Annotated in this window: 25 protein-coding genes; 20 read left to right on the forward strand and 5 right to left on the reverse strand. The window is 67.6% G+C overall.

All coding sequences use genetic code 11. The features are described from left to right. The first annotated feature begins 170 nt into the window (after nucleotides 1-170). Nucleotides 171-776: a Holotricin-3 precursor gene (locus tag E6C72_RS00105; RefSeq protein WP_109086174.1), complete on the forward strand. Its 606-nt coding sequence runs from the start codon at nucleotides 171-173 to the stop codon at nucleotides 774-776. A gap of 24 nt (nucleotides 777-800) precedes the next feature. Here E6C72_RS00105 and purD read toward each other — a convergent pair whose 3' ends face one another. Beyond that, complete coding sequence (gene purD / locus E6C72_RS00110; protein WP_109086175.1) at nucleotides 801-2,087, reverse strand: phosphoribosylamine--glycine ligase; 1,287 nt, start codon at nucleotides 2,085-2,087, stop codon at nucleotides 801-803. Nucleotides 2,088-2,159: 72 nt separating this feature from the next. Between purD and xseA the strand changes: the two genes are divergently transcribed. The 3 genes from xseA to E6C72_RS00125 are packed head-to-tail and all read left to right on the forward strand — an operon-like array spanning nucleotide 2,160 to nucleotide 4,600. Continuing rightward, nucleotides 2,160-3,776: an exodeoxyribonuclease VII large subunit gene (gene xseA / locus E6C72_RS00115; RefSeq protein WP_109086176.1), complete on the forward strand. Its 1,617-nt coding sequence runs from the start codon at nucleotides 2,160-2,162 to the stop codon at nucleotides 3,774-3,776. A gap of 45 nt (nucleotides 3,777-3,821) precedes the next feature. Beyond that, nucleotides 3,822-4,223, forward strand: a complete 402-nt coding sequence (locus E6C72_RS00120) for a nucleotidyltransferase domain-containing protein (protein WP_109086177.1) — start codon at nucleotides 3,822-3,824, stop codon at nucleotides 4,221-4,223. Between the two features lie 20 nt (nucleotides 4,224-4,243). After that, the gene (locus E6C72_RS00125) at nucleotides 4,244-4,600 is read left to right on the forward strand and encodes a HEPN domain-containing protein (RefSeq protein WP_158280172.1); all 357 of its coding nucleotides are present in this window, start codon (nucleotides 4,244-4,246) and stop codon (nucleotides 4,598-4,600) included. Nucleotides 4,601-4,649: 49 nt separating this feature from the next. On the opposite strand, the gene pyrC is transcribed toward E6C72_RS00125, so the two are convergent. Both pyrC and E6C72_RS00135 read right to left on the reverse strand, forming a co-directional pair. Continuing rightward, nucleotides 4,650-5,705 (reverse strand): dihydroorotase, encoded by a 1,056-nt coding sequence (gene pyrC, locus E6C72_RS00130; RefSeq protein ID WP_109086179.1) that lies wholly within the window; start codon nucleotides 5,703-5,705, stop codon nucleotides 4,650-4,652. A gap of 149 nt (nucleotides 5,706-5,854) precedes the next feature. After that, nucleotides 5,855-6,433, reverse strand: a complete 579-nt coding sequence (locus E6C72_RS00135) for a hypothetical protein (RefSeq protein WP_109086180.1) — start codon at nucleotides 6,431-6,433, stop codon at nucleotides 5,855-5,857. 204 nt (nucleotides 6,434-6,637) lie between these two features. On the opposite strand from E6C72_RS00135, the gene hisS reads away from it, so the two are divergent. The 9 genes from hisS (at nucleotide 6,638) to E6C72_RS00180 (ending at nucleotide 19,366) form a co-directional block, all read left to right on the forward strand. After that, nucleotides 6,638-7,987, forward strand: coding sequence for a histidine--tRNA ligase (gene hisS, locus E6C72_RS00140; protein WP_109086181.1), 1,350 nt, complete (start codon nucleotides 6,638-6,640; stop codon nucleotides 7,985-7,987). 95 nt (nucleotides 7,988-8,082) lie between these two features. After that, entirely contained in the window at nucleotides 8,083-11,139 is a 3,057-nt protein-coding gene (locus E6C72_RS00145) for a transglycosylase domain-containing protein (protein ID WP_109086182.1), read from the forward strand. A gap of 193 nt (nucleotides 11,140-11,332) precedes the next feature. Next, nucleotides 11,333-13,387 (forward strand): S8 family peptidase, encoded by a 2,055-nt coding sequence (locus tag E6C72_RS00150; protein WP_109086183.1) that lies wholly within the window; start codon nucleotides 11,333-11,335, stop codon nucleotides 13,385-13,387. 108 nt (nucleotides 13,388-13,495) lie between these two features. Further along, nucleotides 13,496-13,756, forward strand: coding sequence for a hypothetical protein (locus E6C72_RS00155; RefSeq protein ID WP_136700618.1), 261 nt, complete (start codon nucleotides 13,496-13,498; stop codon nucleotides 13,754-13,756). Nucleotides 13,757-13,965: 209 nt separating this feature from the next. Beyond that, complete coding sequence (locus E6C72_RS00160) at nucleotides 13,966-14,562, forward strand: 50S ribosomal protein L25/general stress protein Ctc (protein ID WP_109086185.1); 597 nt, start codon at nucleotides 13,966-13,968, stop codon at nucleotides 14,560-14,562. Nucleotides 14,563-14,656: 94 nt separating this feature from the next. Beyond that, complete coding sequence (pth, locus tag E6C72_RS00165) at nucleotides 14,657-15,229, forward strand: aminoacyl-tRNA hydrolase (protein WP_109086186.1); 573 nt, start codon at nucleotides 14,657-14,659, stop codon at nucleotides 15,227-15,229. Nucleotides 15,230-15,332: 103 nt separating this feature from the next. Then, nucleotides 15,333-16,433 (forward strand): redox-regulated ATPase YchF, encoded by a 1,101-nt coding sequence (gene ychF / locus E6C72_RS00170; protein WP_109086187.1) that lies wholly within the window; start codon nucleotides 15,333-15,335, stop codon nucleotides 16,431-16,433. A gap of 153 nt (nucleotides 16,434-16,586) precedes the next feature. Further along, nucleotides 16,587-18,257, forward strand: a complete 1,671-nt coding sequence (locus E6C72_RS00175) for a Na/Pi cotransporter family protein (RefSeq protein WP_109086188.1) — start codon at nucleotides 16,587-16,589, stop codon at nucleotides 18,255-18,257. A gap of 239 nt (nucleotides 18,258-18,496) precedes the next feature. Further along, nucleotides 18,497-19,366 carry a bifunctional diguanylate cyclase/phosphodiesterase gene (locus E6C72_RS00180; protein WP_247875747.1) on the forward strand — a complete coding sequence of 290 codons (870 nt, stop codon included), beginning with the start codon at nucleotides 18,497-18,499 and terminating at the stop codon, nucleotides 19,364-19,366. On the opposite strand, the gene E6C72_RS00185 is transcribed toward E6C72_RS00180, so the two are convergent. Further along, nucleotides 19,323-19,796, reverse strand: a complete 474-nt coding sequence (locus E6C72_RS00185; protein ID WP_109086190.1) for an NUDIX hydrolase — start codon at nucleotides 19,794-19,796, stop codon at nucleotides 19,323-19,325. The genes E6C72_RS00180 and E6C72_RS00185 overlap by 44 nt on opposite strands. Before the next feature lie 285 nt (nucleotides 19,797-20,081). Here E6C72_RS00185 and yiaY point away from each other — a divergent pair, with 285 nt between their 5' ends. From yiaY to E6C72_RS00220, 7 genes are all read left to right on the forward strand, one after another. Continuing rightward, on the forward strand, nucleotides 20,082-21,233 hold the full coding sequence (gene yiaY / locus E6C72_RS00190) for an L-threonine dehydrogenase (RefSeq protein ID WP_109086191.1): 1,152 nt from the start codon (nucleotides 20,082-20,084) through the stop codon (nucleotides 21,231-21,233). 191 nt (nucleotides 21,234-21,424) lie between these two features. Then, nucleotides 21,425-22,675: an MFS transporter gene (locus tag E6C72_RS00195; RefSeq protein WP_109086192.1), complete on the forward strand. Its 1,251-nt coding sequence runs from the start codon at nucleotides 21,425-21,427 to the stop codon at nucleotides 22,673-22,675. A gap of 11 nt (nucleotides 22,676-22,686) precedes the next feature. Further along, nucleotides 22,687-23,094, forward strand: a complete 408-nt coding sequence (locus tag E6C72_RS00200) for a hypothetical protein (RefSeq protein ID WP_109086193.1) — start codon at nucleotides 22,687-22,689, stop codon at nucleotides 23,092-23,094. 134 nt (nucleotides 23,095-23,228) lie between these two features. After that, nucleotides 23,229-23,621, forward strand: a complete 393-nt coding sequence (locus tag E6C72_RS00205; protein ID WP_109086194.1) for an NADH:ubiquinone oxidoreductase subunit NDUFA12 — start codon at nucleotides 23,229-23,231, stop codon at nucleotides 23,619-23,621. 91 nt (nucleotides 23,622-23,712) lie between these two features. Next, nucleotides 23,713-24,222, forward strand: coding sequence for an outer membrane lipid asymmetry maintenance protein MlaD (mlaD, locus tag E6C72_RS00210; RefSeq protein ID WP_109086195.1), 510 nt, complete (start codon nucleotides 23,713-23,715; stop codon nucleotides 24,220-24,222). Between the two features lie 127 nt (nucleotides 24,223-24,349). Continuing rightward, on the forward strand, nucleotides 24,350-24,616 hold the full coding sequence (locus E6C72_RS00215; RefSeq protein ID WP_109086196.1) for a hypothetical protein: 267 nt from the start codon (nucleotides 24,350-24,352) through the stop codon (nucleotides 24,614-24,616). A gap of 152 nt (nucleotides 24,617-24,768) precedes the next feature. Continuing rightward, the gene (locus tag E6C72_RS00220) at nucleotides 24,769-25,173 is read left to right on the forward strand and encodes a DUF2155 domain-containing protein (protein WP_247875748.1); all 405 of its coding nucleotides are present in this window, start codon (nucleotides 24,769-24,771) and stop codon (nucleotides 25,171-25,173) included. Between the two features lie 58 nt (nucleotides 25,174-25,231). Here E6C72_RS00220 and E6C72_RS00225 read toward each other — a convergent pair whose 3' ends face one another. Further along, a complete protein-coding gene (locus tag E6C72_RS00225; RefSeq protein ID WP_085089866.1) occupies nucleotides 25,232-25,894 on the reverse strand; it encodes an alpha/beta hydrolase in 663 nt (220 codons plus the stop codon). Nucleotides 25,895-26,150: the final 256 nt, after the last annotated feature.

The raw sequence follows: 26,150 nt of genomic DNA on the forward strand, positions 1-26,150 counted from the left end.
CCCCCTTCTTCGTCGACGCCATCAATTTTCATAAATCCGCAGCGAGACCGGTCCACATTTTGTCACCGGCAGCATCATTCCGAAGCCTCTCCCAAGCGCCCATTTCACGCTCATGCCGGCCTCCCCGATCGATTGAGGTAGAGGCCCGGGTGCTTAGGGAGAGACCAATCATGAAATACCGCTCCGCATCCCTGATTCTGGCCTTGAGCCTCGTCCTTACCGCTGCGTCCGTCGATCCCTTTGCCGGGTTCGGATCATCGGCCGCCTTCGCACGCGGAGGGAATGGCGGCGGGAACGGTGGTGGAAATGGTGGTGGGAACAGCGGCGGAAATGGCGGCAGCCACGGCAACAGCGCCAGTCACTCGCAGAGTTCCAGCCATGCGCAGACCGGCGACTCCGCCGGTGCCAGCCGAACCGACGATGCGACCCAGGACGCGAAGATGCGCGCCGCCCAAATCCATGCGGCAGCCGTCGCGCACCCGTCCCAAATCTCCGCTGCGAAGACCGACGCGGTGGCCGATGAACTCGGCAATCTGAATGCGGCCCACGCCTCGGCAACCGCGCGGGCGAATGCCGCGCCGACGTCCATGGTCGGCAAGATCGCGACCTACGATGCCGCGATGCGGCAGGCATTGAGCATCAGCGACCCGGTAACCCGCGCCTATGTCATCAACGCGGCCAGGGCCGATCTCGCCACCGTGGCGAACAAGCCGCTGACGGGATCGGTGGTGGCGCGGGTGGACCGGCTGCTCGGCCTGCCGACCGGCGGGTACTAATCGGCAAAAAAGGCTGGGGGCGCGTCAGCGCCCCACCGCCCGCCAGCCGATGTCGCGGCGGCAGAAGCCGTCGGGCCAGTCCAGCGCATCCACCGCCTTGTAGGCCGCCGCCTGCGCCGCCGCCACTGTCGGGGCCAGCGCGGTGACGCCCAGCACCCGGCCGCCGACCGACAGCACCCGGCCGTCCTCGGCCCGCTTGGTTCCGGCATGGAACACGGTCACGCCATCAACGGCGCCGGCCTTGTCCAGCCCGCGGATCTCCGTGTTCTTGGCGTAGTCGCCAGGGTAGCCGTTGGCCGCCATCACCACGCACAGCGCGGTCTGGTCGTGCCAGCGCAGGTCGATGCTGTCCAGCACCCCGTCTGCCGCGGCGATCAGCGCCGCCAGCGCGTCGGACTTCAGCCGCATCATCAGCGTCTGGCATTCCGGATCGCCGAAGCGGACGTTGAACTCCAGCGTCTTCGGCACCGGGCCGTCCGGCGTCGGCATGATCATCAGGCCGGCGAACAGCACGCCCTTGAAGGGCTTGCCTTCCGCCGCCATGCCCTTGACCGTCGGCAGGATGATCTCGCGCATCACGCGGTCCTGCAAATCGGGCGTCAGCACCGGGGCCGGGGAATAGGCGCCCATGCCGCCGGTGTTGGGCCCGGTGTCGCCGTCGCCGACCGCCTTGTGGTCCTGGGCCGAGGCCAGCGGCAGCGCGTTCTCGCCGTCGCACAGCGCGAAGAAGCTGACCTCCTCGCCGTCCAGGAACTCCTCCACCACCACCTCGGCACCGGCGGCGCCGAAGCGGCCGCCGACCAGCGCGTCGTCGATGGCCTCGAAGGCTTCCTGCTCGGTGCGGGCGACGGTGACGCCCTTGCCGGCGGCCAAACCGTCGGCCTTCACCACGATGGGCGCACCATGCTTGCGGACATAGGCCTTGGCGGCGTCGGGATCCTTGAAGCGCTCGTAGAAGGCGGTCGGCACCCCGTATTTCGCCAGGATGTCCTTCATGAAGCCCTTGGAGCCCTCAAGCTCCGCCGCCGCCGCACTCGGCCCGAAGGCCTTGACGCCCAGCGCCGTCAGCCTGTCCACCAGACCCAGCACCAGCGGGCCTTCCGGACCGACGACGACGAAGTCGATGGCGTTGTCCTGGACGAAGCGCACCAGCGCGTCGACATCCTCCGACCCGATGGCGACCAGCGTGGCGACATCGGCGATGCCGGCATTGCCCGGCGCGCAATAGAGCGCATCGCACAGCGGCGAATTGGAAATGGCCCAGCAGAGCGCGTGCTCACGACCGCCCGATCCGACGACGAGGACTTTCATGGGTGGCGCTCCTTCCGCCTTGTTGCGTTCTGCGCGCCTTGTATCATGGCGGCGCCCCAACTCAAGAGCGCCATGACGTCCGAAAACGCACCCCTGATCGCCCCGGAACCGCGCCCCGGCTCCAACCTTCCGGAATTCACGGTCGGCGATCTCGCCCGCCGGCTGAAGCGCAGCATCGAGGAGGAATTCGGCTTCGTCCGCGTCCGCGGCGAGATCAGCCAGCCGAAGAAGCACAGCTCCGGCCACTGCTACATGCGTCTCAAGGACGACAGCGCGGTGATCGAGGCGGTGTGCTGGCGCGGCACCATGGCCAAGCTGGCCGTCCGGCCGGAGGAGGGCCTGGAGGTCATCGTCACCGGCCGGATGACGACCTATCCCGGCCGCTCGCAGTACCAGCTGATCGTCGAGTCGATGGAGCTGGCCGGCGAAGGCGCCCTCCTGAAGATGCTGGAGGAGCGCAAGCGGCGGCTGGCGGCGGAGGGGCTGTTCGACCCCGCCCGCAAGACGCGCATCCCCTTCCTGCCCGACGTGATCGGCGTCGTCACCTCCCCCACCGGGGCGGTCATCCGCGACATCCTGCACCGGCTGAACGACCGCTTCCCCCGCCATGTCCTGCTGTGGCCGGTCGCGGTGCAGGGCGAGCGTGCGGCGGCCGAGGTGACGGCGGCCATCGAGGGCTTCAACCGCATCCAGCCCGGCGGTCGCGTTCCCCGGCCCGATCTCATCATCGTGGCGCGCGGCGGCGGCTCGCTGGAAGACCTGATGGCCTTCAACGAGGAGAATGTCGTCCGTGCCGCAGCAAGCAGCGCCATTCCGCTCATCTCCGCCGTCGGGCACGAGACCGACACCACCCTGATCGACTTTGCCTCCGACCTGCGGGCCCCCACCCCGACGGCAGCCGCCGAGATGGCGGTGCCGGTGCGCGGCGAACTGCTGGCCCAGATCCTCGACGACGAGCGCCGCCTCGTCGCCTGCGCCTTGCGCGCGGTGGAGGACCGCCGCAACCGGGTGGAGGGGCTTGCCCGCGGCCTGGGCGATCCCCGCGCCCTGCTGGAGGGCCAAGCCCAGCGTCTGGACGACCGGGCGGAGCGGCTGAACCTTGCCGCCTCGGCCCTGCTGGAACGACGCCGCACCCGCGTCGGCGAGCTGTCCGCCAAGCTGCGCCACCCGCGCGAGAAGCTGGCCCAGGCGGAACAGAAGCTGGCCTCTGAGAGCCGCGCCCTCGACTCAGGCCTGCGCCATGCGGTGACCACTGCCGGCGGGCGGTTCGAGCGTGTCGCCGGCCGGCTGTCGCTGACCCCGGCGCGGGTGAAGCTGGCGGATGGAGAACGCCGCATCGCCGACCTGACGCCGCGCCTCGACCGCAGCTATGCCAAGGGCGTTGCCGACAAGGCGGCAACGCTGGCCTCGCTCGGGCAGTTGCTGGAGAGCTACAGCTACAAGGGCGTGCTGGCCCGCGGCTTCGCTCTGATCGAGGACCGCGACGGCCGCCCGGTGACCCGCGCCGATCAGACGACGCCGGGTCTGGCGGTCACCATCGTCTTCGCCGATGACGCCAAAGTTGCAGCTACGATCGATGGTGGCACAAAGGTAGATTCAACGAACGAGCCGTCGACCGACACCAAGCCGGAGAAGAAGGTCGCACCACGCAAGCCACGGGTGGTTCCGGTGCAGGGGAGTTTGTTTTAGGCGGCAGCGAGGACCATACTGTTGGGACGGCTCGGAGACGGGTGCATGGCGGTGTTCAATATTTCGGCAGGGACGAGACGGCAAACGCCACGGCGAACCAATTGCGGAAATCTGCCAAACGAGGCGAGCGCCCTCACGCTGCTGTGCGACCGGTTGGTCCGGGCGCTGGCGCCGCTGGAAATCCGCCTGTTCGGTTCCCGTGCCACCGGTTCAGCCACGTCCGACAGCGATTTTGACCTGCTGGTGATTTTCCCTGACAACAGGGGCGAGGCGGCGCTGGATTACGATGCGGCCTATGCTCCCGTCCGCGGCCTTGGGATCGGCTGCGACGTGGTGCCCTGCCTACTCGGCGATTATGAAGCGGAACGGGATATCCCCGGCACACTGCCCTATGTGGCGGCACAAGGCCGGCAACTCTATCGCCAGCCGACAGGCGGCCAACAATGAACCGCCGGATAGCCGCCCTCTTGACCTTGGCCGAGGAAGAGGCCGGTGCAGCCGAACAGTTGATAGAAGCTTTTCCGCGACAGGCCGCTTACCAGCTTCAACAATCTGTGGAGAAGGTGGCCCGCGCCATTCTGGCGTATGAGAACATCGCCTTCGGCACCAGCCACAATCTGGGCCAGATGGCAGCCGCCCTTACTGTCGACCATCCGTGGCGAGATGCGCTGATGGAGTTCGACCGCCTATCTCCGGCCGCAACCCGCAATCGCTACCCTGCACCGGGCGGACGGATCCCGCTGCCACCGTCGGTTGATGAACTGCGCAAAGATCTGATGGAAATCCGGATTCTGATAGGTCGGGCACACGACCTGACCGCATGAAAACCCGGCGGTCGAGCGAGCTGCCCGCCGGGGATTCGCCAGCCGACCGTCACACCGCCCCGGCAAAGCTCCAGCGCAGAGTCTCGCCGCTGCGGAAGGGCAGGACGGCATCGCCCTCGCTGACCAGGATCAGGTCGGGGGCGACCGACGGGCGGCGCTCCAACGCCACGCGCTCCTCGCTGACCGGCAGGTTGTAGAAGCGCGGGCCGTTCAGGCTGGCGAAGGCCTCCAGCCTGTCGAGCGCGCCGGCCTCGTCGAAGGCTTCAGCATAGAGTTCCAGCGCGTTGGCGGCGGTGAAGCAGCCGGCGCAGCCGCAGGCCGACTCTTTCGCCGTGACCGTGTGCGGCGCTGTGTCGGTGCCGAGGAAGAACGGCCCCTCGCCGGAGATCGCCGCCTCGACCAGCGCCACCCGGTGGGTTTCGCGCTTGGCGATCGGCAGGCAATAGAGGTGCGGGCGTATGCCGCCCTGGAAGATGTGGCTGCGGTTGATCAGCAGATGATGCGCGGTGATGGTGGCGCCGATCCGGCCGCTGGCGGCATGGGCCCGCACGAACTGCACGGCGTCGGCCGTCGTCACATGCTCCAGCACGACGCGCAGGCTCGGGTGACGCTCCAGCAGCGGGGCCAGGATGCTGTCGATGAACACGGCCTCGCGGTCGAAGATGTCGACCGACTGGTCGGTCACCTCGCCATGGATCAGCAGCGGCATGCCGATCTCCGCCATGCGCTCCAGCACCGGGGCGATGCGGGCGATGTCGGTGACGCCATGGGCGCTGTTGGTGGTGGCGTTGGCGGGATAGAGCTTGGCGGCGGCGAACACGCCGTCCTCGAAGCCCTGGGCCAGATCGGCGGCGTCGGTGCCGTCGGTCAGATAGGCGGTCATCAGCGGGGTGAAGGCGACGCCGTCCGGCAAGGCCGCGAGGATGCGCTCGCGATAGGCCACGGCGTCGGCGGCCGTCGCCACCGGCGGCTTCAGGTTCGGCATCACGATGGCGCGACCGAACTGGCGGGCGGTGAAGGGCAGAACCGCCTTCAGCATGGCGCCGTCGCGCAGATGGACATGCCAGTCGTCGGGACGGCGGATGACAAGGCGTTCGTTCGGCATGGATCGGGTCCCGGCGCTGCTGTCGAGGGGCGGTTGGCTTGGACGACGTTCTATCGCCATCGCCGCCGCTTCTCAACAGGACCGGGACGCCGCACCTTCCCGTCCGCCGGCCGGCGTTGGCGGACGGGAAGGTGCAGCGGCCAGCAACCTTACTGGATGGTGGTCGAGGTCTTCAGGCCGAGGATGCCGTCGATCTTCGCGGCCTGCTCGGCGGTCACCGGCTTGCCGCCGATGCCGGCGAGCTGCTGCCGGGCCTCGGCCACCGCCTTGTCGCGGGCGGCCGTGTCCTTCAGCGCATGGGCGGCCAGCATCTGCTCGTGGTACTTGCCGAGCTGCGCGGACAGCTGTTCGGACGGCTTGGCGCCCAGTTCCTTGGCGACGGCGTCGGCCTGGGTCTTGGTCACCTCGACCTTCGGGGTGGCTGCGACCTGCTCATGCTTGGTCTTGCCGGCATCGACCTTGCCGGCGTCCGCCTTGGGGGTCTCGTGCTTGGTGGCTTCGGTTTTGGGAGCCTCGCTCTTGGTGACGGCCTTCTGATCGACCTTCTGGTCGAGTTTCGGGGCCGTCGCGGTGGAGTCGGTCGTCGCGGCGGGGGCCGACGTGGCCGGAACGGCCGGAGCGACCGTCGCCGCACCCGCGCTCAGCACGGGAGCCGTCGCCATCAGGGCGACAAACGCAAAGGTCGAAACGGACGAACGGATACGCGACCCAAAGACGGTGCCGGACATTTGTGTTCTCCATTTTGATGAGCGATCCTCGCTGCGGGATCGTGCTTAGATAAACGTGGCCGGCGGAGCTTCATTCCACGCCCTTCCAAAAAATTTTCGCCCCGACTGAAAAATTTCCCCCGGCCTTTTTGGGCGGAGGTGACGGGGCCGGCGAAAGGGGCTAGAAAACCCACGCTTTTCCTATCCAAGCGCGGACCTTCTCCGATGAGCCTGATCACGCCCCGCACCCCGCCCGGAACGATGGAGCTGCTGCCGCGCCAGCAGGTGGCCTTCCAGCGCATGCTGGACACCATCCGCCGCGGTTACGAGCGGTTCGGCTTCGTCCCCGTCGAAACCCCGGTGTTCGAGACGGTCGACACGCTTCTGACCAAGTCGGGCGGCGAGACGGAGAAGCAGGTCTATTTCGTCCAGTCGACCGGCGCCATCCAGCAGGGCAACAAGCCGGAGCTGGCGCTCCGCTTCGACCTGACGGTGCCGCTCGCCCGCTATGTGGCGGAGCATGAGCGCGACCTCGCCTTCCCCTTCCGCCGCTACCAGATCCAGCGAGTCTACCGCGGCGAGCGGGCGCAGCGCGGGCGCTTCCGCGAATTCTACCAGTGCGACATCGACGTGATCGGCAAGGACAGCCTGTCCGCCCATTACGACGCCGAGATTCCGGCGGTCATCCACCATGTCTTCACCGAGCTGAACTTCGGCGGCTTCACCATCAACGTGAACAACCGCAAGATCCTGCTGGGCCTGCTCGACGGCCTGGGCGTCGCCGACGCCGACACCCGCGTGCTGGTGCTGCGCGAGATCGACAAGCTGGACAAGATCGGCCAGGACAAGGTGCGCGCGAGCCTGCTCGGCCTCGGCGTGACAGAGCACGCCGCCGACACCATCCTGTCGCTGATCGACATGAAGGGCAGCAACGCCGAGACTCTGGCGGCCCTCGGCGCGCTCGACATCGAGAACGCCACCTTCCGCGAGGGCGTCGGCGAGCTGACCACCGTCGTCGAGGGGCTGAAGGCCTTCCAGGTGCCGGACGGGACGGTGCGCATCAACCTCGCCATCGCGCGCGGCCTCGACTACTACACCGGCACCGTCTACGAGACCTTCCTGAACGATCATCCCGGCATCGGTTCGGTCTGCTCCGGCGGGCGCTACGAGAATCTCGCCAGCCACTACACCAAGTCGAAGCTGCCCGGCGTCGGCATCTCCATCGGTGCCACCCGCCTGTTCTACCAGCTGATGGAGGCCGGCATCATCAAGGACGCCACCCCCACCGCCCAGGTGCTGGTGACGCAGATGGACCCGGCCCTGTCCGCCGATTATTTCCGCATGGCCAGCGAGCTGCGCGCCGCCGGCATCAACACGGAAATCCAGCTGGACGGCGGCAAGATCACCAAGCAGATGAAATATGCCGACCGCGCCGGCATCCCCGTCGTCCTGCTGATGGGCTCCGACGAGAAGACCCGCGGCACCGCGACCCTGAAGCATCTGGTCAAGGGCGAGCAGGTCGAGGTTCCGCTGGCCGAACTGGCGGCGCGGACAAAGGCGCTGCTGGAGGGGTGAGAGGCACCACCTTAAACCCCCGTTAACCATAATTCGCCTATCGTTCCGGCCTACACCGACCGTGTGGGTCGGGCGGCAGGGGGTGCGCATCCGAGATGGCCAAGCGGTGGGTGCAGGTCGGGCGTTGGACAGTGCGGGTCGCGATCGCGGCGACGCTGTCCATCACGCTCGCCGCCGCCGGCTATGCCGGCTGGCAGGAGATGCGGACCTCGCGTCTCCAGGCCCGGCTGCTGGCCGGCGTCGGCCAGTCGATGATCGTCTCCTTGCGCGAAGGCCCCAACCCGCAGGCGCGCTATCCCAAGCATGGGCCGTACAATGAACGGCTCGGCTACACCGCCCTGCCCGGCCAGCTCGACGCGCTGACCCATGACGTCTATGCGATCGAACAGCAGGCGGTGCTGTCGCCGATGCTCGATCGTTTCATGGCCGGCGGCGGCTTTCCGATCTATCACGAGAAGACGCAGGCCGGGCTGACCCTGCTCGACCGCAACGGCGCCGTGATGTATTCGGCGCGCTATCCCGAACGGGTGTTCGACGGCTTCGACGACGTGCCGAAGCTGGTGGCCGACACGCTGCTGTTCATTGAGAACCGCGAGCTGCTGGACGCCGACCAGCCGCGCCGCAACCCGGCGGTGGAATGGGACCGCTTCGGTGCCGCCGTCGCCATGCTGCCCTTGCAGATGATCCGGCCGGGCCAGCGCTCCCCCGGTGGATCGACGCTCGCGACCCAGATCGAGAAATACCGCCATTCGCCCGATGGCCAGACCACCGGCGGGGTGGAGAAGCTGCGCCAGATGGCGTCGGCCAGCGTCCGCGCCTACAGCGGGGGCGAGGACACCACCCAGGCCCGCCGCCGCATCCTGGTCGATTACCTGAACTCCACCCCGCTGACCGCGCGCTCGGGCTTCGGCGAGGTGAACGGGCTGGGCGACGGGCTGTGGGCCTGGTTCGGCACCGACCTGTCGATCGCCAAGCGCGTGCTGGCCGAACCGGCGCCCGAGGGCATGACCGATCCCCGCGCCCTGCAATTGAAGGCCCTGGCCTACAAGCAGGTGCTGGCCCTGCTTCTGGCCCAGCGACGGCCCTCCCATTACCTGATCCAGGACCGCGCCGCGCTGGACCGGCTGGCCGACGCCCATCTGCGCGCCCTGGCCCAGGCCGGCGTGATCGACCCGGCATTGCGCGACGCGGCACTCGCCACCCCGCTGGTCTTCCGCGAGGAGGCACCGACCAGCCCCGCCACCTCCTATGTCGAACAGAAGGCGACCAATGCCATCCGCGCCCGGTTGCTCGGCATGCTCGGCGTTTCCAACCTCTACGCCCTCGACCGCATCGACCTGACGGCACAATCGACCCTGGATGCCGAAACCCAGGCCCGCGTGGTCGAAGTGCTTGGCAAGCTGAACGACCCCGACTATGCCCGCTCGCTCGGGCTGACCGGCGAACGGCTGCTCGACGCCCGCAACAACGACCTGTCGAAGCTGGTCTATTCGATCACGCTGTACGAGCGCGGCCCCGAGGCCAATTACCTGCGGGTCCAGGCCGACAATCTCGACCAGCCGCTGGATATCAACGACGGGGCGAAGCTCGATCTCGGCTCCACCGCCAAGCTGCGCACATTGACGACCTATCTGGAGATCGTCGCCGAACTGCACAGCCGCTACGCCCATCTGCCGAAGGAGTTGCTGGGCGATGTCGAGGACGAGGCCTCGGACAATCTGACCCGCTGGGCGACCTCCTGGCTGGCCTCGGCCTCCGACCGCCGGCTGCAGGCGATGCTCGATGCGGCGATGGAGCGGCGCTATTCCGCCAACCCGGGCGAAGTGTTCTTCACCGGCGGCGGCCAGCACGCCTTCGTCAACTTCAACAAGGACGACAACGGCCGCATCATGACCGTACAGGAGGCGCTGCGGAACAGCGTCAACCTGCCTTTCATCCGGCTGATGCGCGATGTCGTCCAGTTCTACATGGATGAGGGGGCGGACGACGGCGCTGACATCCTGCGCACCGCCGACCATCCCGCCCGGCAGGCCTATCTCGCCCGCTTCGCCGACCGCGAAGGGTCGGACTTCCTCAACCGCTTCTACAACGACTACCGCAAGCGCTCGCCGGACGAGGCGCTGGCCCGGCTGGCGACCCGCTCGCGCCCGGTGCCGCACCGGCTGGCGGTGATCTTCCGCACGGTGCGGCCGAAGGCCGGGCTGGCCGACTTCTCCGCCTTCCTGCGCGGCCGGCTGCCTGGGGTGGCGCTGTCGGACAACGAACTTTCGGCGCTCTATACGAAGTACGGCCCGGACCGCTTCCCGCTGAACGACCTCGGCTATCTCGCCCGCGTCCATCCGCTGGAGCTGTGGCTGGTCGCCTATCTCCAGCAGCATCCCGACGCGAAGCGGGCCGAGGTGCTGGCCGCCAGCGCCGACGAACGCCAGGAAAGCTATCGCTGGCTGTTCAAGAAGGGCATGGCCGCCCAGAACACCCGCATCCGCATCGCCCTGGAGGAAGAGGCGTTCCAGCGCATCACCGCCCAGTGGCGCAGCGTCGGCTATCCGTTCGACACGCTCGTTCCGTCGCTGGCGACCGCCATCGGCAGCTCGGCCGACCGCCCGGCGGCGCTGGCGGAGTTGATGGGGCTGATCCTGAACGACGGGGTCAGGCAGCCGACGGTGAAGATCCGCTCGCTGCATTTCGCCGCCGGCACGCCCTACGAGGCGAAGCTGGGGCTGGGGCCGATGAAGGGCGAGCGGGTGCTGCGGCCGGAGGTCTGCGCCGTTCTGCGCCGGGCCCTGATGGACGTGGCGCAGAACGGCACCGCCAAGCGGGTCTGGGGCTCCTTCAAGGATCCGTCGGGTGCCGCGATCCCCATGGGCGGTAAGACCGGTACGGGAGACCATCGCCTCGACCGTTGGGGTCCCGGCGGCGTGCTGATCGACTCGAAGGCGGTCAACCGCACCGCCACCTTCGTCTTCTATATCGGCGACCGTTTCTTCGGCACGATGACCGCCTTCGTCCATGGGCCGGAGGCCGACAATTACCGCTTCACCAGCGCCCTGCCCGCCCAGCTGCTGAAGAGCCTCGCCCCGGCGCTCCAGCCGCTGATCGACCAGGGCATTACCCGAACCGCCGACACCCGCCCGACCCCGACCGGGTTGTGAGGCTGGACCGGACACCGGGCACGAGGACGGGTTGCAAACCGAACCTTATCTTCCGTAAAAATATACATCGCCCGCGGATACCATTCCTCCACATGCGGTGCGGCGAGCTCTGCGCCTTTTCGTAGAATGCCTTGCCGCTCGGCCGGGAGGAGTGCCGTCCGAGGGTCGGTTCCCGCTTTCGGAGGCTCCCCCCATGGCGCCACAGTCCCCCCTGCACACCCACCATATGGGCTTGGCCCCGGTCGATTCCGCCGATCTTTCCGCCGCGCGGGGACTGCCGGGCGGACCTGGGAGGCCGATGGATCACCGGCTCCAACTGCGGATCCTGAATCGCGACTCCCACGTCCGTGGTCATGCGCACAGTCATGCCCGCTCCGCGATGCAGAGCGAGGACACGGCACCGGCGGCCGTCGAGGAGGTGCCGGTCATCGCCCGCGTAACCTCGCCGGACGACTGGGCGGTCCTGCCGGGCGTGGCATCGGCCAACACCATCGGCAAGGCCGCCGACGGGTCCTGGATCGTCACCGGCCGCCTGCATGCCGATCAGGTGGAGGCGGTGCACGCCCATGACGTGGTGCTCAGCCTGAAGGCGGCGCAACCGACCCATTCCGCACTGAACGCCACCATTTCCGAGATGGGGCTGGGCACCGCCGCGGTGCCGGGGCTGCCCGATCCCCCGGTGCCCGGCCTGCTGCCGCCCTGGGTCCAGCATGCGCACCGGGATGGCGAGGGCGTCATCGTCGGCATCGTCGATTTCGGCTGCGACTACAGGCACCGGAACCTCCGGGAGACCGACGGGCGCACGCGTCTGCTGGCCCTGTGGGACCAGTCCGGCCAGCCCAACTCGCCGGCCCCGTACGGCGCCATGTACACCGCCCCGCAGATCGACGCGGCACTGGCCACCGACGATCCCTATCAGGCGCTCGGCTACGCGCCCGCGAAGGACGACCCTACCAAGCCGGCGGAAAGCTGGGGCACCCACGGCACCCATGTGATGGACATCGCGGCCGGGAACGGCCTGGGCTCGAAGCAGCCCGGCGTGGCGCCGAAAGCCTCGCTGATCTTCGTCGACGCCAAGCTTCCCACACCCGTCAACTCGCCCGACCAGCTGAACCACACGCTGGGCAGCACCGTCCAGCTGCTGGAGGCGGTCAACTTCATCTTCACCGCCGCCGGCAACCGCCCTTGCGTGGTCAATCTCAGCCTCGGCACCAACGGCGGCCCGCATGACGGCAGCTCCCTGGTGGAACAGGGGCTGGACGCCATGGTGAACGCCGCCCCCTACCGCGCCGTGGTGATCGCCGCCGGCAATTCCCAGCAGAGCGGAACCCACACCAGCGGCACCGTGCCGGCCAGCGGCGACTGTTCCATCGGCTGGCGGATCACCACGCTGACCACCCCTGGCTTCGAGACAACCCCCGCCGGCGGCGAGGTGGAGCTGTGGTATCCCGGCCGGCGCCGCCTGTCGGTGGCGCTGGTCGCCCCCGACGGCACCGAGATCGGCCCGGTCGGCCCGAACGAATCGTTGCCCTACGGGCTTCCGGGCAAGCCGCCGGCGGTCTTCATCGTCAACCGGCTGGGCGACCCCAACAACCACGACAACGTGATCGGCATCTGGATCGCCATGGGAGCGCCGAAGGGGGAATGGACCATCCGGCTGCGGTCCCTGGATGACGGCCCCGTCGATTACCATGCCTGGATCGAGCGGTTCGACGCCGGTCAGGCGCAGTTCACTCAGCCGGTCGCCTCGCACATGCTGGGGTCGATTTCCACCGGCCATGCGACGATCATCGTCGGATCCCACGACGCACATTCCGCCGACACGCCCATTTCCTTCTTCTCCAGCGCCGGCCCGACCCGCGACGGCCGGCTGAAGCCGGATCTCTCCGCCCCCGGGCACCGGGTCAAGGCGGCATGGTCGCGCACGGAAACCGGCGTGATCGAGAAGTACGGCACCAGCATGGCCGCCCCGGCGGTGACCGGCCTGATCGCGCTGATCTATGCCCGGTCGGTCCGCAAGGGGCTGCCGATGGACACGGCGATGCTGCGCGAGCGCCTGCTGCGCATGGTCCGCCGCACCCCGCCCGAGGGAACGGACTGGCACCCGCAGCATGGTCACGGCCGGGCGTCGGCCGCCGCCATCCTGGAGGCGATGGACGGTGATCCGGCCCACAATCCGGACTTCGACGACTGGTACGCGGCCCAGGGCCAGGATGACGCCCAGTCCCAAGGCCAGACGAAAGACTGAACCGCCACGTCGCGATCGCCGCTTTCTTGCCTTGACGGAGGGTGGGGATCATCATCGATCCATGGCGGACGACAGCTCCCCTCCGCCCCCGCCGTATGGATGGCCGGCATGCCGATTGACCTCGCCTCTCTCAGGAAGCTGGAAACGCCCTCCCCGTCGATGCTGGCGGAGCCGCTGGACGATGCCCGGCGCGTCGCGGTGATCGTCCGCCTGCATGCCAACGCCCCGCCACCCGATTGCCTGTCCTACGGAAGGGCGATCGCGCCCGGCATCGTCACCGCGGAGATCGCTGCGGCCGACCTCGTCGGACTGGAAACCGATCCGGCGGTACGGTCGATCGCCCTGTCGCATCACCTCCAGTCTTCTTGACGATAAACCCACCCGTTTCACCCTGCCGTGGCACACTGACGGGGACGGAAGGGGCGGTGTACGGATGGAACACTGAACAGAGCGCGGCGCGGTGTTTCAAATGTTCCATCCGCCGCGGACCTTGACGCGCCGGCCGGATTGCCGTATGCACGCCGCGCACGCGTCGGCACCCCTGGAGGCCGGCGCCCTTTTCGTTTTGGAGCATCGTCATGACCAAGATCATTCCGCTCGGCGCTCAGACGCGCGAACGGGCCGGCAAGGGGACCGCCCGCCAGACCCGCCGTGACGGCCGTATTCCGGCCGTCATCTACGGTGGTAAGCAGGCTCCTGTCACCATTTCGCTCGAGAAGTTCGAGTTCACCCGCGTCCTGCATCAGCCGGGCTTCTTCACGCACCTGTTCGACGTCACCGTCGACGGCACCGCCCATCGCGTCCTGCCGCGCGACGTGCAGTTCCATCCGGTGACCGACATCCCGCTGCATGTCGACTTCCTGCGCGTTTCGTCCGACACCCGCATCAACGTGCAGGTTCCGGTCGAGTTCGCCGATCAGGAGAAGTCGGCCGGCCTGAAGCGCGGCGGTGTGCTGAACATCGTCCGTCACGAGCTGGAGCTGAGCTGCCCGGCCGACAACATCCCCGAGCACATCACCATCTCGTGCGAAGGCTTCGATGTCGGCGACTCGATCCACATCTCCGCCGTCAAGCTGCCGGAGGGTGTGACCTCGACGATCACCGACCGCGATTTCACCATCGCGACCATCGTTGCGCCGTCGGGCCTGAAGTCGGAAGAGGGCGCCGCTTCCTGATAAGGAGCGCTCGACCTTTGAAGATGGTTACGGTGGGGGGCTTCGGCCCCCCGCTTCGTTTGTGGAGTCCGTTTTCCAAAAGGGGTTGAGGGACATGCTGCTTCTGGTCGGACTGGGCAACCCCGGCAACGAGTATGCCCGCAACCGCCACAACATCGGCTTCATGGCGGTGGAGACCATCGCCCAGCGCCACCGCTTCACCCCATGGAAGAAGCGTTTCCAGGGCCAGACCGCCGAGGGCACCGTCGCCGGCGACAAGGTTCTGGCGCTGGAGCCCGCCACCTTCATGAACCTGTCCGGCCAGTCGGTGGTGGCGGCCCTGCAGTTCTTCAAGCTGAAGCCCGAGAACGTCGTCGTCATCCATGATGAGCTGGACCTGCCCCCCGGCAAGATCCGGGTGAAGAAGGGCGGCGGCCATGGCGGCCACAACGGCCTGCGCTCCATCGACGCGCATATCGGCAAGGACTACTGGCGCGTCCGGCTCGGCATCGGCCATCCCGGCAACAAGGATCTGGTCAGCGGCTACGTCCTGCACGACTTCGCCAAGGCCGACCAAAGCTGGATCGACCCGCTGCTCGACGCCGTCTCCGACAATCTGCCGCTGATCGTGGATGGCCAGCCGGAGCTGTTCATGAACAAGGTGACGGTGGCGACGCAGGGCAAGTAGCCCCTGCCCGATTCCGCCCTCCCCCACTTCGCGTTTGCGCTTTGTCCCCCATCGTAGGATAAAGCGGCTCAATTCCAGCATTTCCGACGGCGAGCACCCACCCATGGGCTTCAATTGCGGCATCGTCGGCCTGCCGAACGTCGGCAAGTCGACCCTGTTCAACGCGCTGACCGCCACCCAGGCGGCCGAGGCGGCGAATTTTCCCTTCTGCACCAAGGAGCCGAACGTCGGCCGCGTCGGCGTGCCCGACCCGCGGCAGGATAAGCTGGCGGAGATCGCCAAGTCGCAGAAGGTCGTCCCGACCCAGCTGGAGTTCGTGGACATCGCCGGCCTGATCCGCGGCGCGTCGAAGGGGGAAGGGCTGGGCAACCAGTTCCTCGCCAACATCCGCGAGGTCGACGCCATCGTCCATGTGCTGCGCTGCTTCGAGGACGACGACATCACCCATGTCGAGGGCAACGTCGATCCGCTGCGCGACGCCGAGGTGGTCGAGACCGAGCTGATGCTCGCCGACATGGAAAGCCTGGAACGCCAGCTGACCAGCCTCCAGAAGAAGGCCAAGGGCGGCGACAAGGACAGCAAGATCAAGGCCGACCTGATGGAGCGCGCCCTGAAGGTGCTGCAGGACGGCAAGCCGGCCCGCGTGGTCGAGCTGTCGGACGAAGAGAAGCCGGTGTTCAAGCAGTTCATGCTGCTGACCGACAAGCCGGTGCTCTATGTCTGCAACGTCGAAGAGGCGGCCGCCGCCACCGGCAACGCCTTCTCCGCCAAGGTCGCCGAGAAGGCCAAGGCCGAGAACGCCGAGGTCGTGGTGATTTCCGCCGCCATCGAGTCCGAGGTCGCCCAGCTGTCCGACCCGGCGGAGAAGGCCGAGTTCCTGGAATCGATGGGGCTGGAGGAAACCGGCCTGAACAAGCTGATCCGTGCCGGCTTCAAGCTGCTGGACCTGATCACCTTCTTCACCGTCGGCCCGAAGGAGACGCGGGCCTGGACCGTGCGCCGCAACGCCAAGGCCCCGGAGGCGGCCGGCGTCATCCATACCGACTTCGAGCGCGGCTTCATCCGCGCCGAGACCATCGACTACACCAGCTTCGTCACGCTGGGTGGCGAGCAGGGGGCGAAGGACGCCGGCAAGATGCGCCAGGAAGGCAAGGAATACGTCGTCCAGGACGGCGACATCTTCCACTTCCGCTTCAACGTTTAAAACCTCGGGGTCTGACGGGGGCGGGGCGGGGCTGTCGCCCCCACTCCACCTCCGCCGTCACCCGACTGTCATATTGTCGTAACAATCCGCGCGCCCCATCCTTCAGTTAGGGGTGCCGCCTGACCGCACCTCCGATCCGACAGAGGGGGTGCGATGCAGGCGACACGGGTTCTGCTGGAACTGGCCGGGAACGTCGTGCTGCTCCTGTGGGGGCTGCACATGGTGCAGAGTGGGCTCACCCGTGCCTTGGGCGGCGACCTGCGCCGCATCCTGGGGGCCGGGCTGCGCAACCGCTGGACCGCCTTCCTGTCCGGCATGGGCATCACCATGCTGCTGCAAAGCAGCACCGCCACCGGCCTGATGGTGACCGGCTTCACCGCCACCGGGCTGGTGTCGCTGATGCCGGCGCTGGCGGTGATGCTGGGGGCCAATGTCGGCTCCACCCTGATCGTCCAGATCCTCGCCTTCGATGTCGCCCATGTGGCGCCGGTCCTGCTGCTGGGCGGCTTCATCGCCTTCCGCCGCGGGGCGCGGACACGCAGCCGCGACCTGGGCCGGGTCGCCATCGGGCTGGGCCTGATGCTGCTGTCGCTGCACCTGCTGTTGGCGACCATCGCCCCGGCGGAGACTGCGCCGATGCTGCGGCGGATGCTGGCGATGCTGACCGCCGACCCGGTGGTGGCGGTGGTGCTGGCGGCATTGCTGTCCTGGGCCGCCCATTCCAGTGTCGCCGCCATCCTGCTGATCGCCTCGCTGGCCGGCGGCGGGGTGATCGGGCCGGACGCGGCAATCGCCATGGTCGCCGGGGCCAATCTGGGCAGCGCCGTCAACCCGGTGATCGAGGGGCCGGGCGGCGACGGCCGCAACCCGGCGGCGCGGCGGCTGCCGGTCGGCAACCTGATCAACCGCCTCGTCGGCTGCCTGATCGTCGTCCCGCTGCTGGGACCGATCACCGCCGGATTGCAGGGGGTGTCGCCGGACGCCACGCGGCTGGCAGCCAATTTCCACCTCGCCTTCAATCTGGCGATGGCCGGGCTGTTCATCGGCCCGCTGCCCTGGTTCGCGCGGGCGCTGACCCGGATGTTCCCGGAACGGGTGGCGGTCGCCGATCCGGCGATGCCGCTCTATCTCGACCGCAGCGCGCTCCGCGTCCCCCACCTCGCCATCGCCAACGCGGCGCGCGAGGCTCTGCGCATGGCCGACACGGTGGACAGCATGCTGCGCGGCGCCTTGGACGTGATCCAGACCGACGACCGCAAGCGGGTGCAGGAGATCCGGCGGATGGACGATGTGCTGGACCGGCTGCACGAGGCGATCAAACGCTACCTCACCCAGATCAATGTCGAGGATCTGGATGAAGGCGACGCCAGCCGGATGTCGGACGTGCTGACCTTCACCATCAATCTTGAGCATGTCGGCGACATCGTCGATTGCAATCTGATGGACGCGGCCTCGAAGAAGATCCGGCGCAAGCTGCGCTTCTCCACCGAAGGAGCCGCCGAGATCGCCGGCATGCTGGAGCGCCTGAGCGAGACCCAACGGCTGGCCGCCGCCGTTTTCGTGTCACGCGACGTCCGCTCCGCCCGCGCGCTGATCCAGGAGAAGGAGGTGATCCGCGATCTGGAGACCAGCGCCACCGAAGCGCATTTCGCCCGCCTGCGCGCCGGACGCAAGGAAAGCGTGGAGACCAGCGCTCTTCACCTCGACATCCTGCGCGACCTGCGCCGGATCAACGCCCATCTGGTCGCCGCCGCCTATCCCGTGCTCGATCAATCGGGGGAACTGCTGCCCAGCCGTCTCAAACGGGGAACAGCGCGGGCGTAACCGATCACGTCCGATGGGAGAGCTGCGCAGTCGCAGCTTCGACCTTTTCTTGTCACCGGCGCAGCAACGTTAACTCTTTCGTAACCATATAAAATTCGTCAAGCTCTTTCGCGACATGGTTAACAAACCCTTCCTGTGATTGTTATGGCAAGGAGCCCGAGGGGGCGGTTGCTGATCTGGGAATGGTTGTCGAAAGGGAGCGGACGGTGGCGAACACGCACGCGACGTCGAACGGACCCTTGATTGGGCCTACGGGCGGGCCGGGTGCGCAGGCGGTATCCGACGCCGGATTCGCCGAGCGGGTGCGAGACGCCATCGATCGGCAGGAACTGTCCCTCGTCTTCCAGCCCCAGGCCGACGTCGTCACCAACCGCCTGACCGGGTTCGAGGCTCTGTCGCGTTGGCGCCTGTCCGACGGCACCATGCTGCCACCCGATGTCTTCGTGCCGATGGCCGAACAGGGGGAAGCTATCCATCTGCTGGGGGATTGGACCCTGCGGACGGCCTGCACCGCGGCGGCCGGCTGGCTGCGGGCCGGCTATCCCGACATTCCGGTATCGGTCAACCTGTCGGCACGGCAGCTCGACGATCCGGGATTGGTGCTGAAGGTGCTGGGAATCCTGACGGAGACCGGCCTGCCCGCCGCGAACCTGAAGCTGGAGCTGACGGAAACCAGCATGTTCAGCCAGACCGCCGAAGCGCGTGAGGCATTGGTGCAACTGCGCGGTGCCGGGATCAGGCTGGTGCTCGACGATTTCGGCACCGGCTGGTCATCGCTGGCGACCCTGCGCCGGGTGCCGGTGGAGGCGCTGAAGATCGACAAGCAATTCGTCCAGGCGATGGTGGAGGACCGCGACGCCGCCGCCATCGTGCAGGCGGTGGTCGGTCTGGCCCATGCGCTGGACCTCGGCGTGGTGGCAGAAGGCGTGGAAACCCAGGAACAGCGGCTCTACCTGCAAGCCTACCGCTGCGACGTCCTACAGGGCTACTGGCTGTCTCGTCCGCTGACCGCCGACGGGGTCGCCGACTTTCTCGCCGAACGGAGCATCATCGGCGCCCTGCGGCCTATGGGGTCCGGGTCTGCCGCTGGGTCGCAGACAGCAGGATGACCCGCCGGGTCTCGTCCCACTCCGTCAATTCGCCTGCCTCATCGGCGGTGGCCCAGCAGGCTTCCAGCGCATCATCGGCACAGAGCGGCTCGCCCTCCGCGCTTTCCGCCGCCACTTCCACCAGCGTGTAGTGGTAATGGACGCGCCCCTTGGCATCGGGGGTTATGGCGTCGACCACGGTGACGATCCCGGTCGGAACCACCTCCAGCCCGGTCTCCTCGCGCACCTCGCGCACCGCGGTTTCGAACACGGTCTCACCGACCGACTGCGCCCCACCCGGCAGGCTCCACTGCCCCATCCGCGGCGCCTTGCCCCGCCTAATCAGCAGGACCTTGTCCCCGCGCCAGACGACGGCCCCGACACCGACCCATGGACGGTCGGGATATTCGCGGCTGGAGCGGTCGGGCGGGGTGGTCCCCTGGACGGTCATGGCGGGTTCCCTGTCTGATACCGCTTGGTCTAATGCAGCGGGGTCTGATGCCGCTGGCGGAACGCAGCGATCCGAGGTTACCGCGACAGCCGCCCGGCATGCTAGCCTTACGGCCACCACCATACGGCACCGTTTGTGTACGACATGTCGCATGGCGTCAGGCCACCCGACAGGGCAGACTGCGGGCGCTTTCCGATCGTCAGCTTTACAATACGCCTGCCTGAACGCAGGGACGGGAAGCGGGAGAGGGTTCAGGGACCAAGATCATCCTCCGGAGGAACCCCGATGGCCCAAAGCACATTCTTCATCCCGTCCGTCAATCTGATGGGCGCCGGCTGCGTCGCAAGCGCGATCGACATGATGGCGGGCTATGGCTACAAAAAGGCCCTGATCGTCACCGACGCGCCTCTCGCCCGGCTGGGCGTCGCGGCGAAGCTGTCGGCCTCGCTCGCCGAGAAATCAATTGCCACCGTCGTGTTCGAGGGGGTTCAGCCCAACCCAACCGTCGGCAACGTCGAAGCCGGGCTGGCCATGCTGCGCGACAATGGCTGCGACTGCGTGATCTCCCTGGGCGGCGGGTCGCCCCATGACTGCGCAAAGGCCATCGCCCTGTGCGCTGCCAACGGCGGCAGCATTGCCGACTATGAAGGGATCGACCGCTCGGCCAAGCCGCAGCTGCCGCTGATCGCGGTCAACACCACCGCCGGCACCGCCAGCGAAATGACGCGCTTCTGCATCATCACCGACGAGAAGCGCCATATCAAGATGGCCATAGTGGATCGCCACGTGACGCCGGTGATCTCGGTCAACGACCCGACCATGATGCTGGGCAAGCCGCCGGGCCTGACCGCCGCCACCGGCATGGATGCCCTGACCCATGCGGTCGAGGCCTATGTCTCGATCGCCGCGACGCCGATTACCGATTCCTGTGCGCTGAAGGCAGTTTCGCTGATTGCGGCCAACCTGCCGACAGCGGTCGCGGAAGGCGGCAACCTGCATGCCCGCGAACAGATGGCCTACGCCCAGTTCCTGGCCGGCATGGCCTTCAACAACGCCTCGCTCGGTTATGTCCATGCCATGGCTCATCAGTTGGGCGGCTTCTACGATCTGCCACACGGAGTCTGCAACGCGGTGCTGCTGCCGCATGTCCAGACCTACAACAGCGGCGTGGCGGCGGAACGGCTGACTGACGTGGCCGCCGCCATGGGCCTGGATGTCGCCGGCCTGAGCCCGGCCGACGGTGCAGCCGCCTGCGTCGAGGGGATCCGGGCTCTGTCGGCCCAGGTTGGCATCCCGGCCGGCCTGAGCGCACTGGGTGTCAAGGAGGAAGACATTCCGACCCTGGCGGCCAACGCGCTGCGCGACGCCTGTGGCCTCACCAACCCACGTCAGGCCACGCAGGAGGAGATCGAGGCGATCTTTCGCGCCGCCTTGTGAGCGGAGCGGGGCGGCGTCCGCCGGCGTCGCCCCCTGCCGGGCCACACGGTCCCGTATGTCAGGATGGAATGACCAGCCTGCCGATTATGAATTTGCCGGATTGTTGAGCACCTCCTATCGTTGCCGCACAGTTTGTCGCGCAACGGGGGCACGCCGGGTCATTGCCCGCCGGCCCCAGCCCGGAGGATGCCTTGGCCACCGTCTCCCCCACCCCGGCACCCTCCTGGAGGACGCCCGCACTCGTCGTGATCTGCGGCTGTCTGATCTCGATGCTGGCCTTCGGACCGCGATCCAGCATGGGTCTGTTCATCGGGCCGCTTTCGGAAACCCGCGGCTGGGGCCGCGACGTCTTCGCGCTGGCGATGGCGATCCAGAACATCCTGTGGGGGGCCGGCGGCCCCTTCGCCGGGGCGCTGACCGACCGCTACGGCCCGGCCCCGGTGCTGGCGGGCGGCGGGCTGCTCTATGCGGCCGGGCTTGCGCTGATGCCCTATGCCACCACCAGCGTCGAGCTGTACCTGACGGCCGGCGTGCTAATCGGGCTGGGGCTGTCCGGCGCCTCCTTCGGCATCATCATCGCCGGCTTCACGCGGCTGCTGCCGCCGGAACAGCGCAGCTGGTCGGTCGGTATCGCCACCGCAGCCGGATCGATGGGCCAGTTCCTGTTCGCGCCGATGGGCCAGGCCTTCATCGCCGGCTTCGGCTGGCAGACCGCCCTGTTGCTGCTGGCCGCCTCGATGATCGCGGTGCCGCTGCTGGCCAGCGTCTTCCCCGGCCCGAAGGGCATGACGGCGAGCGGCACCCCGGCGGTGACCGGCGCCAACATCGGCTACATCGCCGCGGTGCGCCAAGCCTTCCAGCACCGCAGCTATGTGCTGCTGGTTGCCGGATTCTTCGTTTGCGGTTTCCAGCTGGCCTTCATCACCACCCACCTGCCGCCCTATTTGACCGCCGCCGGCATCAGCCCGACGCTGGCCGCCTGGGCGCTGGCGCTGATCGGCCTGTTCAACGTCATAGGCTCCTACGCGTCGGGGGTTCTGGCCGGCAAGGTCAGCAAGCGCTACCTGCTGTGCGCCAACTATTTCTCGCGCGGCATCGCGACGGCGGTCTTCGTCCTGTTGCCGATCTCGTCGGTGACGGTGATCGTCTATGCCGCGGTGATGGGCCTGCTGTGGCTGTCCACCGTGCCGCCGACCTCCGGCCTCGTCGCGCTGATGTTCGGCACCCGTTACATGGGCACGCTCTACGGCTTCGCCTTCTTCAGCCATCAGGTAGGCGGCTTCCTTGGCGTCTGGCTGGGCGGCGTGCTGTACGAAAGGACGGGATCCTACGACGTCGTGTGGTGGCTGGGCGTGGCGCTGGCCATGTTCGCGACCATCGTCCATTGGCCGATCGCCGAGAAGCCCGCACCGTCTCTGGCGGCCGCCGAGGCGAAGGCATAAGATCGACGGTCATGAGCGAGAGCCCCGCACCCTCCCCGCCAGCACTTCCCATCGGCCATGGCCTTGCCGCGGCGCTGCTGGGCGGCATCCTGCTGGTCTGGGGCGGGCTGATGGGGCTGTCGCTGCAACGCGCCGCTCTGCCCGATTCCACCGGCGGCATGATGCTGGCGGTCTTCTCCCCCGGCACCAACGACGCCGACGCCATGGCGGCGATGGTGCGGGCGGGGGGTGAACCGGTGCGCTCCACCTGGCTCGGATTCGCCTGGGTGGCCCGCGGGGTGGAACCCGGATTCGTCGGCCGCCTGAAGGCGGAGGGCGCGCTGGCCGCCTTCGGCGAGCTTCCGGTCGGCCCGACGCTGGGCGGCTGCACCGCCACGCCGGTGGACGCGGCCAAGATCGCCGCCACCCGGCTGCAATAGGCGCCTCTTTCCACCCTGTGGAGCAGCTTGGGCCTCACCAACGGTGGACGCGCGTCCCTCGCGGTGTCATAGTGCGGCCCGCATTCGACCAGCCCCGTCTCCACGGGGCCAGACTCCGGAATTCGTGAGCGACGATGAGCGAGCCGATCTCCCTGTTCACCAAACTGGCGAACATCCACATCCGTTACGTCACGTGGCGTCGGGGCGCCAAGGTCGGCAGCGACCGCTTCGGCAACGTCTATTACCGCAGCAAGGATACCCAGCCCGGCACGCGCGAGCGCCGCTGGGTCCTCTATGCCGGTGAGCCCGACGCCTCCAAGATCCCGCCGGAATGGCACGGGTGGCTGCACCACACCACCAAGGATCCGCTGCCGGAGGGGTCGAGCGCCTTCCACAAGCCGTGGCAGAAGGAACATCTGCCCAACATGTCGGGTTCGGTCCAGGCCTACCGCCCGCCCGGCCATGTGCTGGCCGGCGGCCAGCGCGTGCCGGCCACCGGCGATTACGAGCCCTGGACTCCGAGCTGAGCCCTGCCGGGACTGACCAGAACGTCGGAACGGAAAGCCCGGCCCCATGCGGGCCGGGTTTCGATTCGGGAACTCGCAGCAGGATAGCTCAATGCGCCGGAATGTGATCGAAACCGTGCTTGGCGGCGTCGTGCTCGCCGTGGCCGCCGTGTTCCTTGCCTTCGCCTACAAAAGTGCGGATCTGCGCAAGGTGCAGGGCTATGACGTCACCGCCAACTTCAACAGCATCACCGGCCTGCAGAGCGGCGCCGACGTGCGCATCAGCGGCGTGAAGGTCGGCACGGTCACCGCGCTGACGCTCGACCCCACCAGCTATCAGGCGGTGGTCCATCTGTCGGTCGACAATTCGGTGAAGCTGCCCAAGGACACCGCAGCGGTGATCGCCTCGGAAAGCCTGCTTGGCGGCAAGTTCCTGTCGCTGGAGCCGGGCGGCGACCCCGACGCCATCAAGCCGAACGGCAAGATCGAGTTCACCCAGAGCACGCCGGGCCTGGAGCAGCTGCTGGGTCAGGTCATCTTCTCGCTGCAGAGCATGAGCAAGTCGGGCGATCAGGCCAACGGCCAGCAGGGACAAGCGCCTGCCCAGCCTCCCAAGCTCTAATCACCCAGTTCCAGCCTCGAACCCAGCCTCGAACCCCGGGCGTGGCCGGAACCGACGGTCACGCTCAAGCGTTCCTTCTCCAGTCCGGATGACGATTTCCACCGGATCACGAAGCAGGAGGAACGCGATGCGTCTGCCCAATCTGGCCGTGTTCGGTCTCGCCCTGGCCACTGCCGCCTGCGGCGCCGACATGGAGGAGAAATCGGCCACCGGCGGACTTGGCGGCGCCGCGGCCGGTGCGGTCGTCGGCGGACCGGTGGGTGCCGTCGTCGGATCTGCCGCGGGTGCCGGCGCCGGTGCGGCGACCCAGAAGATCGAAGAGCGCAACGACACGCAAGTCGGTTCCGGCGCGACCTACAGCGCGCCGGCGTCGCGCAGCACCGTCACACGCTGACTCACGGCATTCACACAACACACCCCGGCGTCCCCCGCCACTGGACGCTGACCCCGCTTCCGGGATAGAAGGCGGAGCGCCCCGGCAAGGGCCCCGCCGACCGGCTGGGCTCTGCCGCCGGGCGCCGTCCGCAATTACGGAAGCGATCCGACGTGACGAGACTTTCGACCATTCTCCGGCCGGCGGCTGGCCTGCTGGGTGCCGCGGCCCTGTTGGCATCCGTCGCCGTCCAGGCCGCCCCGGTGCCGAGCCAGATGATCGAACGGCCGGCGGCCAAGCTGCAGTGGCTGGACAAGGTGACCGCCCGCACCTCCACCTTCACCATGAAGGTCGGAGAGACCAAGGCGATGAGCAGCCTGCGCATCACGCTGCGCGCCTGCCGCGAGAATCCGCCGATCGAGACGCCGGAATCGGCCGCCTTCCTGGAAGTGACCGAGATCAAGCCCGGCGAGCAGGCGGAACAGGTTTTCAGCGGCTGGATGTTCGCCTCCAGCCCCGCCCTGTCGGCGATGGAGAACCCGATCTACGACGTGTGGGTTCTGGGCTGCGAGCAATGAGGGATGGGGAGGTCCGGGCCGATTGCCCCCTCCCCCGCTCTCCCTGACTTAATCCTGCTTACTCGGCCACCGCCGCGATGGGGTTGCCCAGCGCCTTGTCCAGATAATCGTCAACCTGCGTCGCCAGATCGTCGGTGCGGTTGACGAAGAAATGGCTGGCGCCCGGGACGACGCGGTGATCGATGCGGATGTCCTTCTGGTGCGACAGCTTGGTCACCAGCTTAGTGACCGCGGCTTGGGGCACCACCTCGTCCTTGTCGCCATGGATAATAAGGCCCGAGGACGGGCACGGCGCCAGGAACGAGAAGTCGAACAGGTTGGCCGGCGGCGAGACCGAGACGAAGCCGTCGATCTCGGGACGCCGCATCAGAAGCTGCATGCCGATCCAGGCGCCGAACGAGACGCCGCCGATCCAGCACAGCGGAGCGTTGGGGTTGTAGGTCTGCAGCCAGTCGAGCGCGGCCGCCGCGTCGGCCAGTTCGCCCTCCCCCTTGTCATACGTGCCCTGGCTGCGCCCAACGCCGCGGAAATTGAAGCGGAGCGCCGAATAGCCGCGCTTGGTGAAGGACTGGAACAGGGTGAAGACCACCTTGTTGTTCATCGTCCCATTGTGCTGCGGGTGCGGGTGCAACAGCAGCGCGACCGGGGCATTCGGCTGCTTGCCGTGGGTGTAACGGCCTTCCAGGCGACCGGCGGGACCGTTGAAGAGCACTTCAGGCATGGGAACGACGTTCCTGACGCGGACAAAGGGTTGTTGGAACCACCGCGACGACCGGCCGGATTTTCATCCGGCAAACCGCCCCGGCGCACAGGCCGTCCGGCCCGTCACGGATTTTCCCGTCTTGGAGTGGGGTTTTCCGCACACAATTCTTGACCGTTTTGCTTGGTCATCATATATGCGTCGTAACGTCCTCCGGGACAACCCGCCTGACCCGCCCGATCGGCCCCAGCGTTAGCCGGACCGATCGATAAGTCCG

Source organism: Azospirillum sp. TSH100 (genome assembly GCF_004923295.1).
GTDB lineage: Bacteria > Pseudomonadota > Alphaproteobacteria > Azospirillales > Azospirillaceae > Azospirillum.

Bases quoted from the DNA above. Each gene is read 5' to 3' on its own strand.
- E6C72_RS00215 (WP_109086196.1), top strand. From the start codon at position 24,350: ATGCGTCTGCCCAATCTGGCCGTGTTCGGTCTCGCCCTGGCCACTGCC.
- xseA (WP_109086176.1), top strand. From the start codon at position 2,160: ATGACGTCCGAAAACGCACCCCTGATCGCCCCGGAACCGCGCCCCGGC.
- mlaD (WP_109086195.1), top strand. From the start codon at position 23,713: ATGCGCCGGAATGTGATCGAAACCGTGCTTGGCGGCGTCGTGCTCGCC.
- yiaY (WP_109086191.1), top strand. From the start codon at position 20,082: ATGGCCCAAAGCACATTCTTCATCCCGTCCGTCAATCTGATGGGCGCC.
- E6C72_RS00175 (WP_109086188.1), top strand. From the start codon at position 16,587: ATGCAGGCGACACGGGTTCTGCTGGAACTGGCCGGGAACGTCGTGCTG.
- E6C72_RS00150 (WP_109086183.1), top strand. From the start codon at position 11,333: ATGGCGCCACAGTCCCCCCTGCACACCCACCATATGGGCTTGGCCCCG.
- E6C72_RS00185 (WP_109086190.1), bottom strand. From the start codon at position 19,796: ATGACCGTCCAGGGGACCACCCCGCCCGACCGCTCCAGCCGCGAATAT.
- hisS (WP_109086181.1), top strand. From the start codon at position 6,638: ATGAGCCTGATCACGCCCCGCACCCCGCCCGGAACGATGGAGCTGCTG.
- E6C72_RS00120 (WP_109086177.1), top strand. From the start codon at position 3,822: ATGGCGGTGTTCAATATTTCGGCAGGGACGAGACGGCAAACGCCACGG.
- E6C72_RS00105 (WP_109086174.1), top strand. From the start codon at position 171: ATGAAATACCGCTCCGCATCCCTGATTCTGGCCTTGAGCCTCGTCCTT.
- E6C72_RS00200 (WP_109086193.1), top strand. From the start codon at position 22,687: ATGAGCGAGAGCCCCGCACCCTCCCCGCCAGCACTTCCCATCGGCCAT.
- E6C72_RS00145 (WP_109086182.1), top strand. From the start codon at position 8,083: ATGGCCAAGCGGTGGGTGCAGGTCGGGCGTTGGACAGTGCGGGTCGCG.
- E6C72_RS00205 (WP_109086194.1), top strand. From the start codon at position 23,229: ATGAGCGAGCCGATCTCCCTGTTCACCAAACTGGCGAACATCCACATC.
- E6C72_RS00155 (WP_136700618.1), top strand. From the start codon at position 13,496: ATGCCGATTGACCTCGCCTCTCTCAGGAAGCTGGAAACGCCCTCCCCG.
- E6C72_RS00135 (WP_109086180.1), bottom strand. From the start codon at position 6,433: ATGTCCGGCACCGTCTTTGGGTCGCGTATCCGTTCGTCCGTTTCGACC.
- E6C72_RS00225 (WP_085089866.1), bottom strand. From the start codon at position 25,894: ATGCCTGAAGTGCTCTTCAACGGTCCCGCCGGTCGCCTGGAAGGCCGT.
- purD (WP_109086175.1), bottom strand. From the start codon at position 2,087: ATGAAAGTCCTCGTCGTCGGATCGGGCGGTCGTGAGCACGCGCTCTGC.
- ychF (WP_109086187.1), top strand. From the start codon at position 15,333: ATGGGCTTCAATTGCGGCATCGTCGGCCTGCCGAACGTCGGCAAGTCG.
- E6C72_RS00160 (WP_109086185.1), top strand. From the start codon at position 13,966: ATGACCAAGATCATTCCGCTCGGCGCTCAGACGCGCGAACGGGCCGGC.
- pth (WP_109086186.1), top strand. From the start codon at position 14,657: ATGCTGCTTCTGGTCGGACTGGGCAACCCCGGCAACGAGTATGCCCGC.
- pyrC (WP_109086179.1), bottom strand. From the start codon at position 5,705: ATGCCGAACGAACGCCTTGTCATCCGCCGTCCCGACGACTGGCATGTC.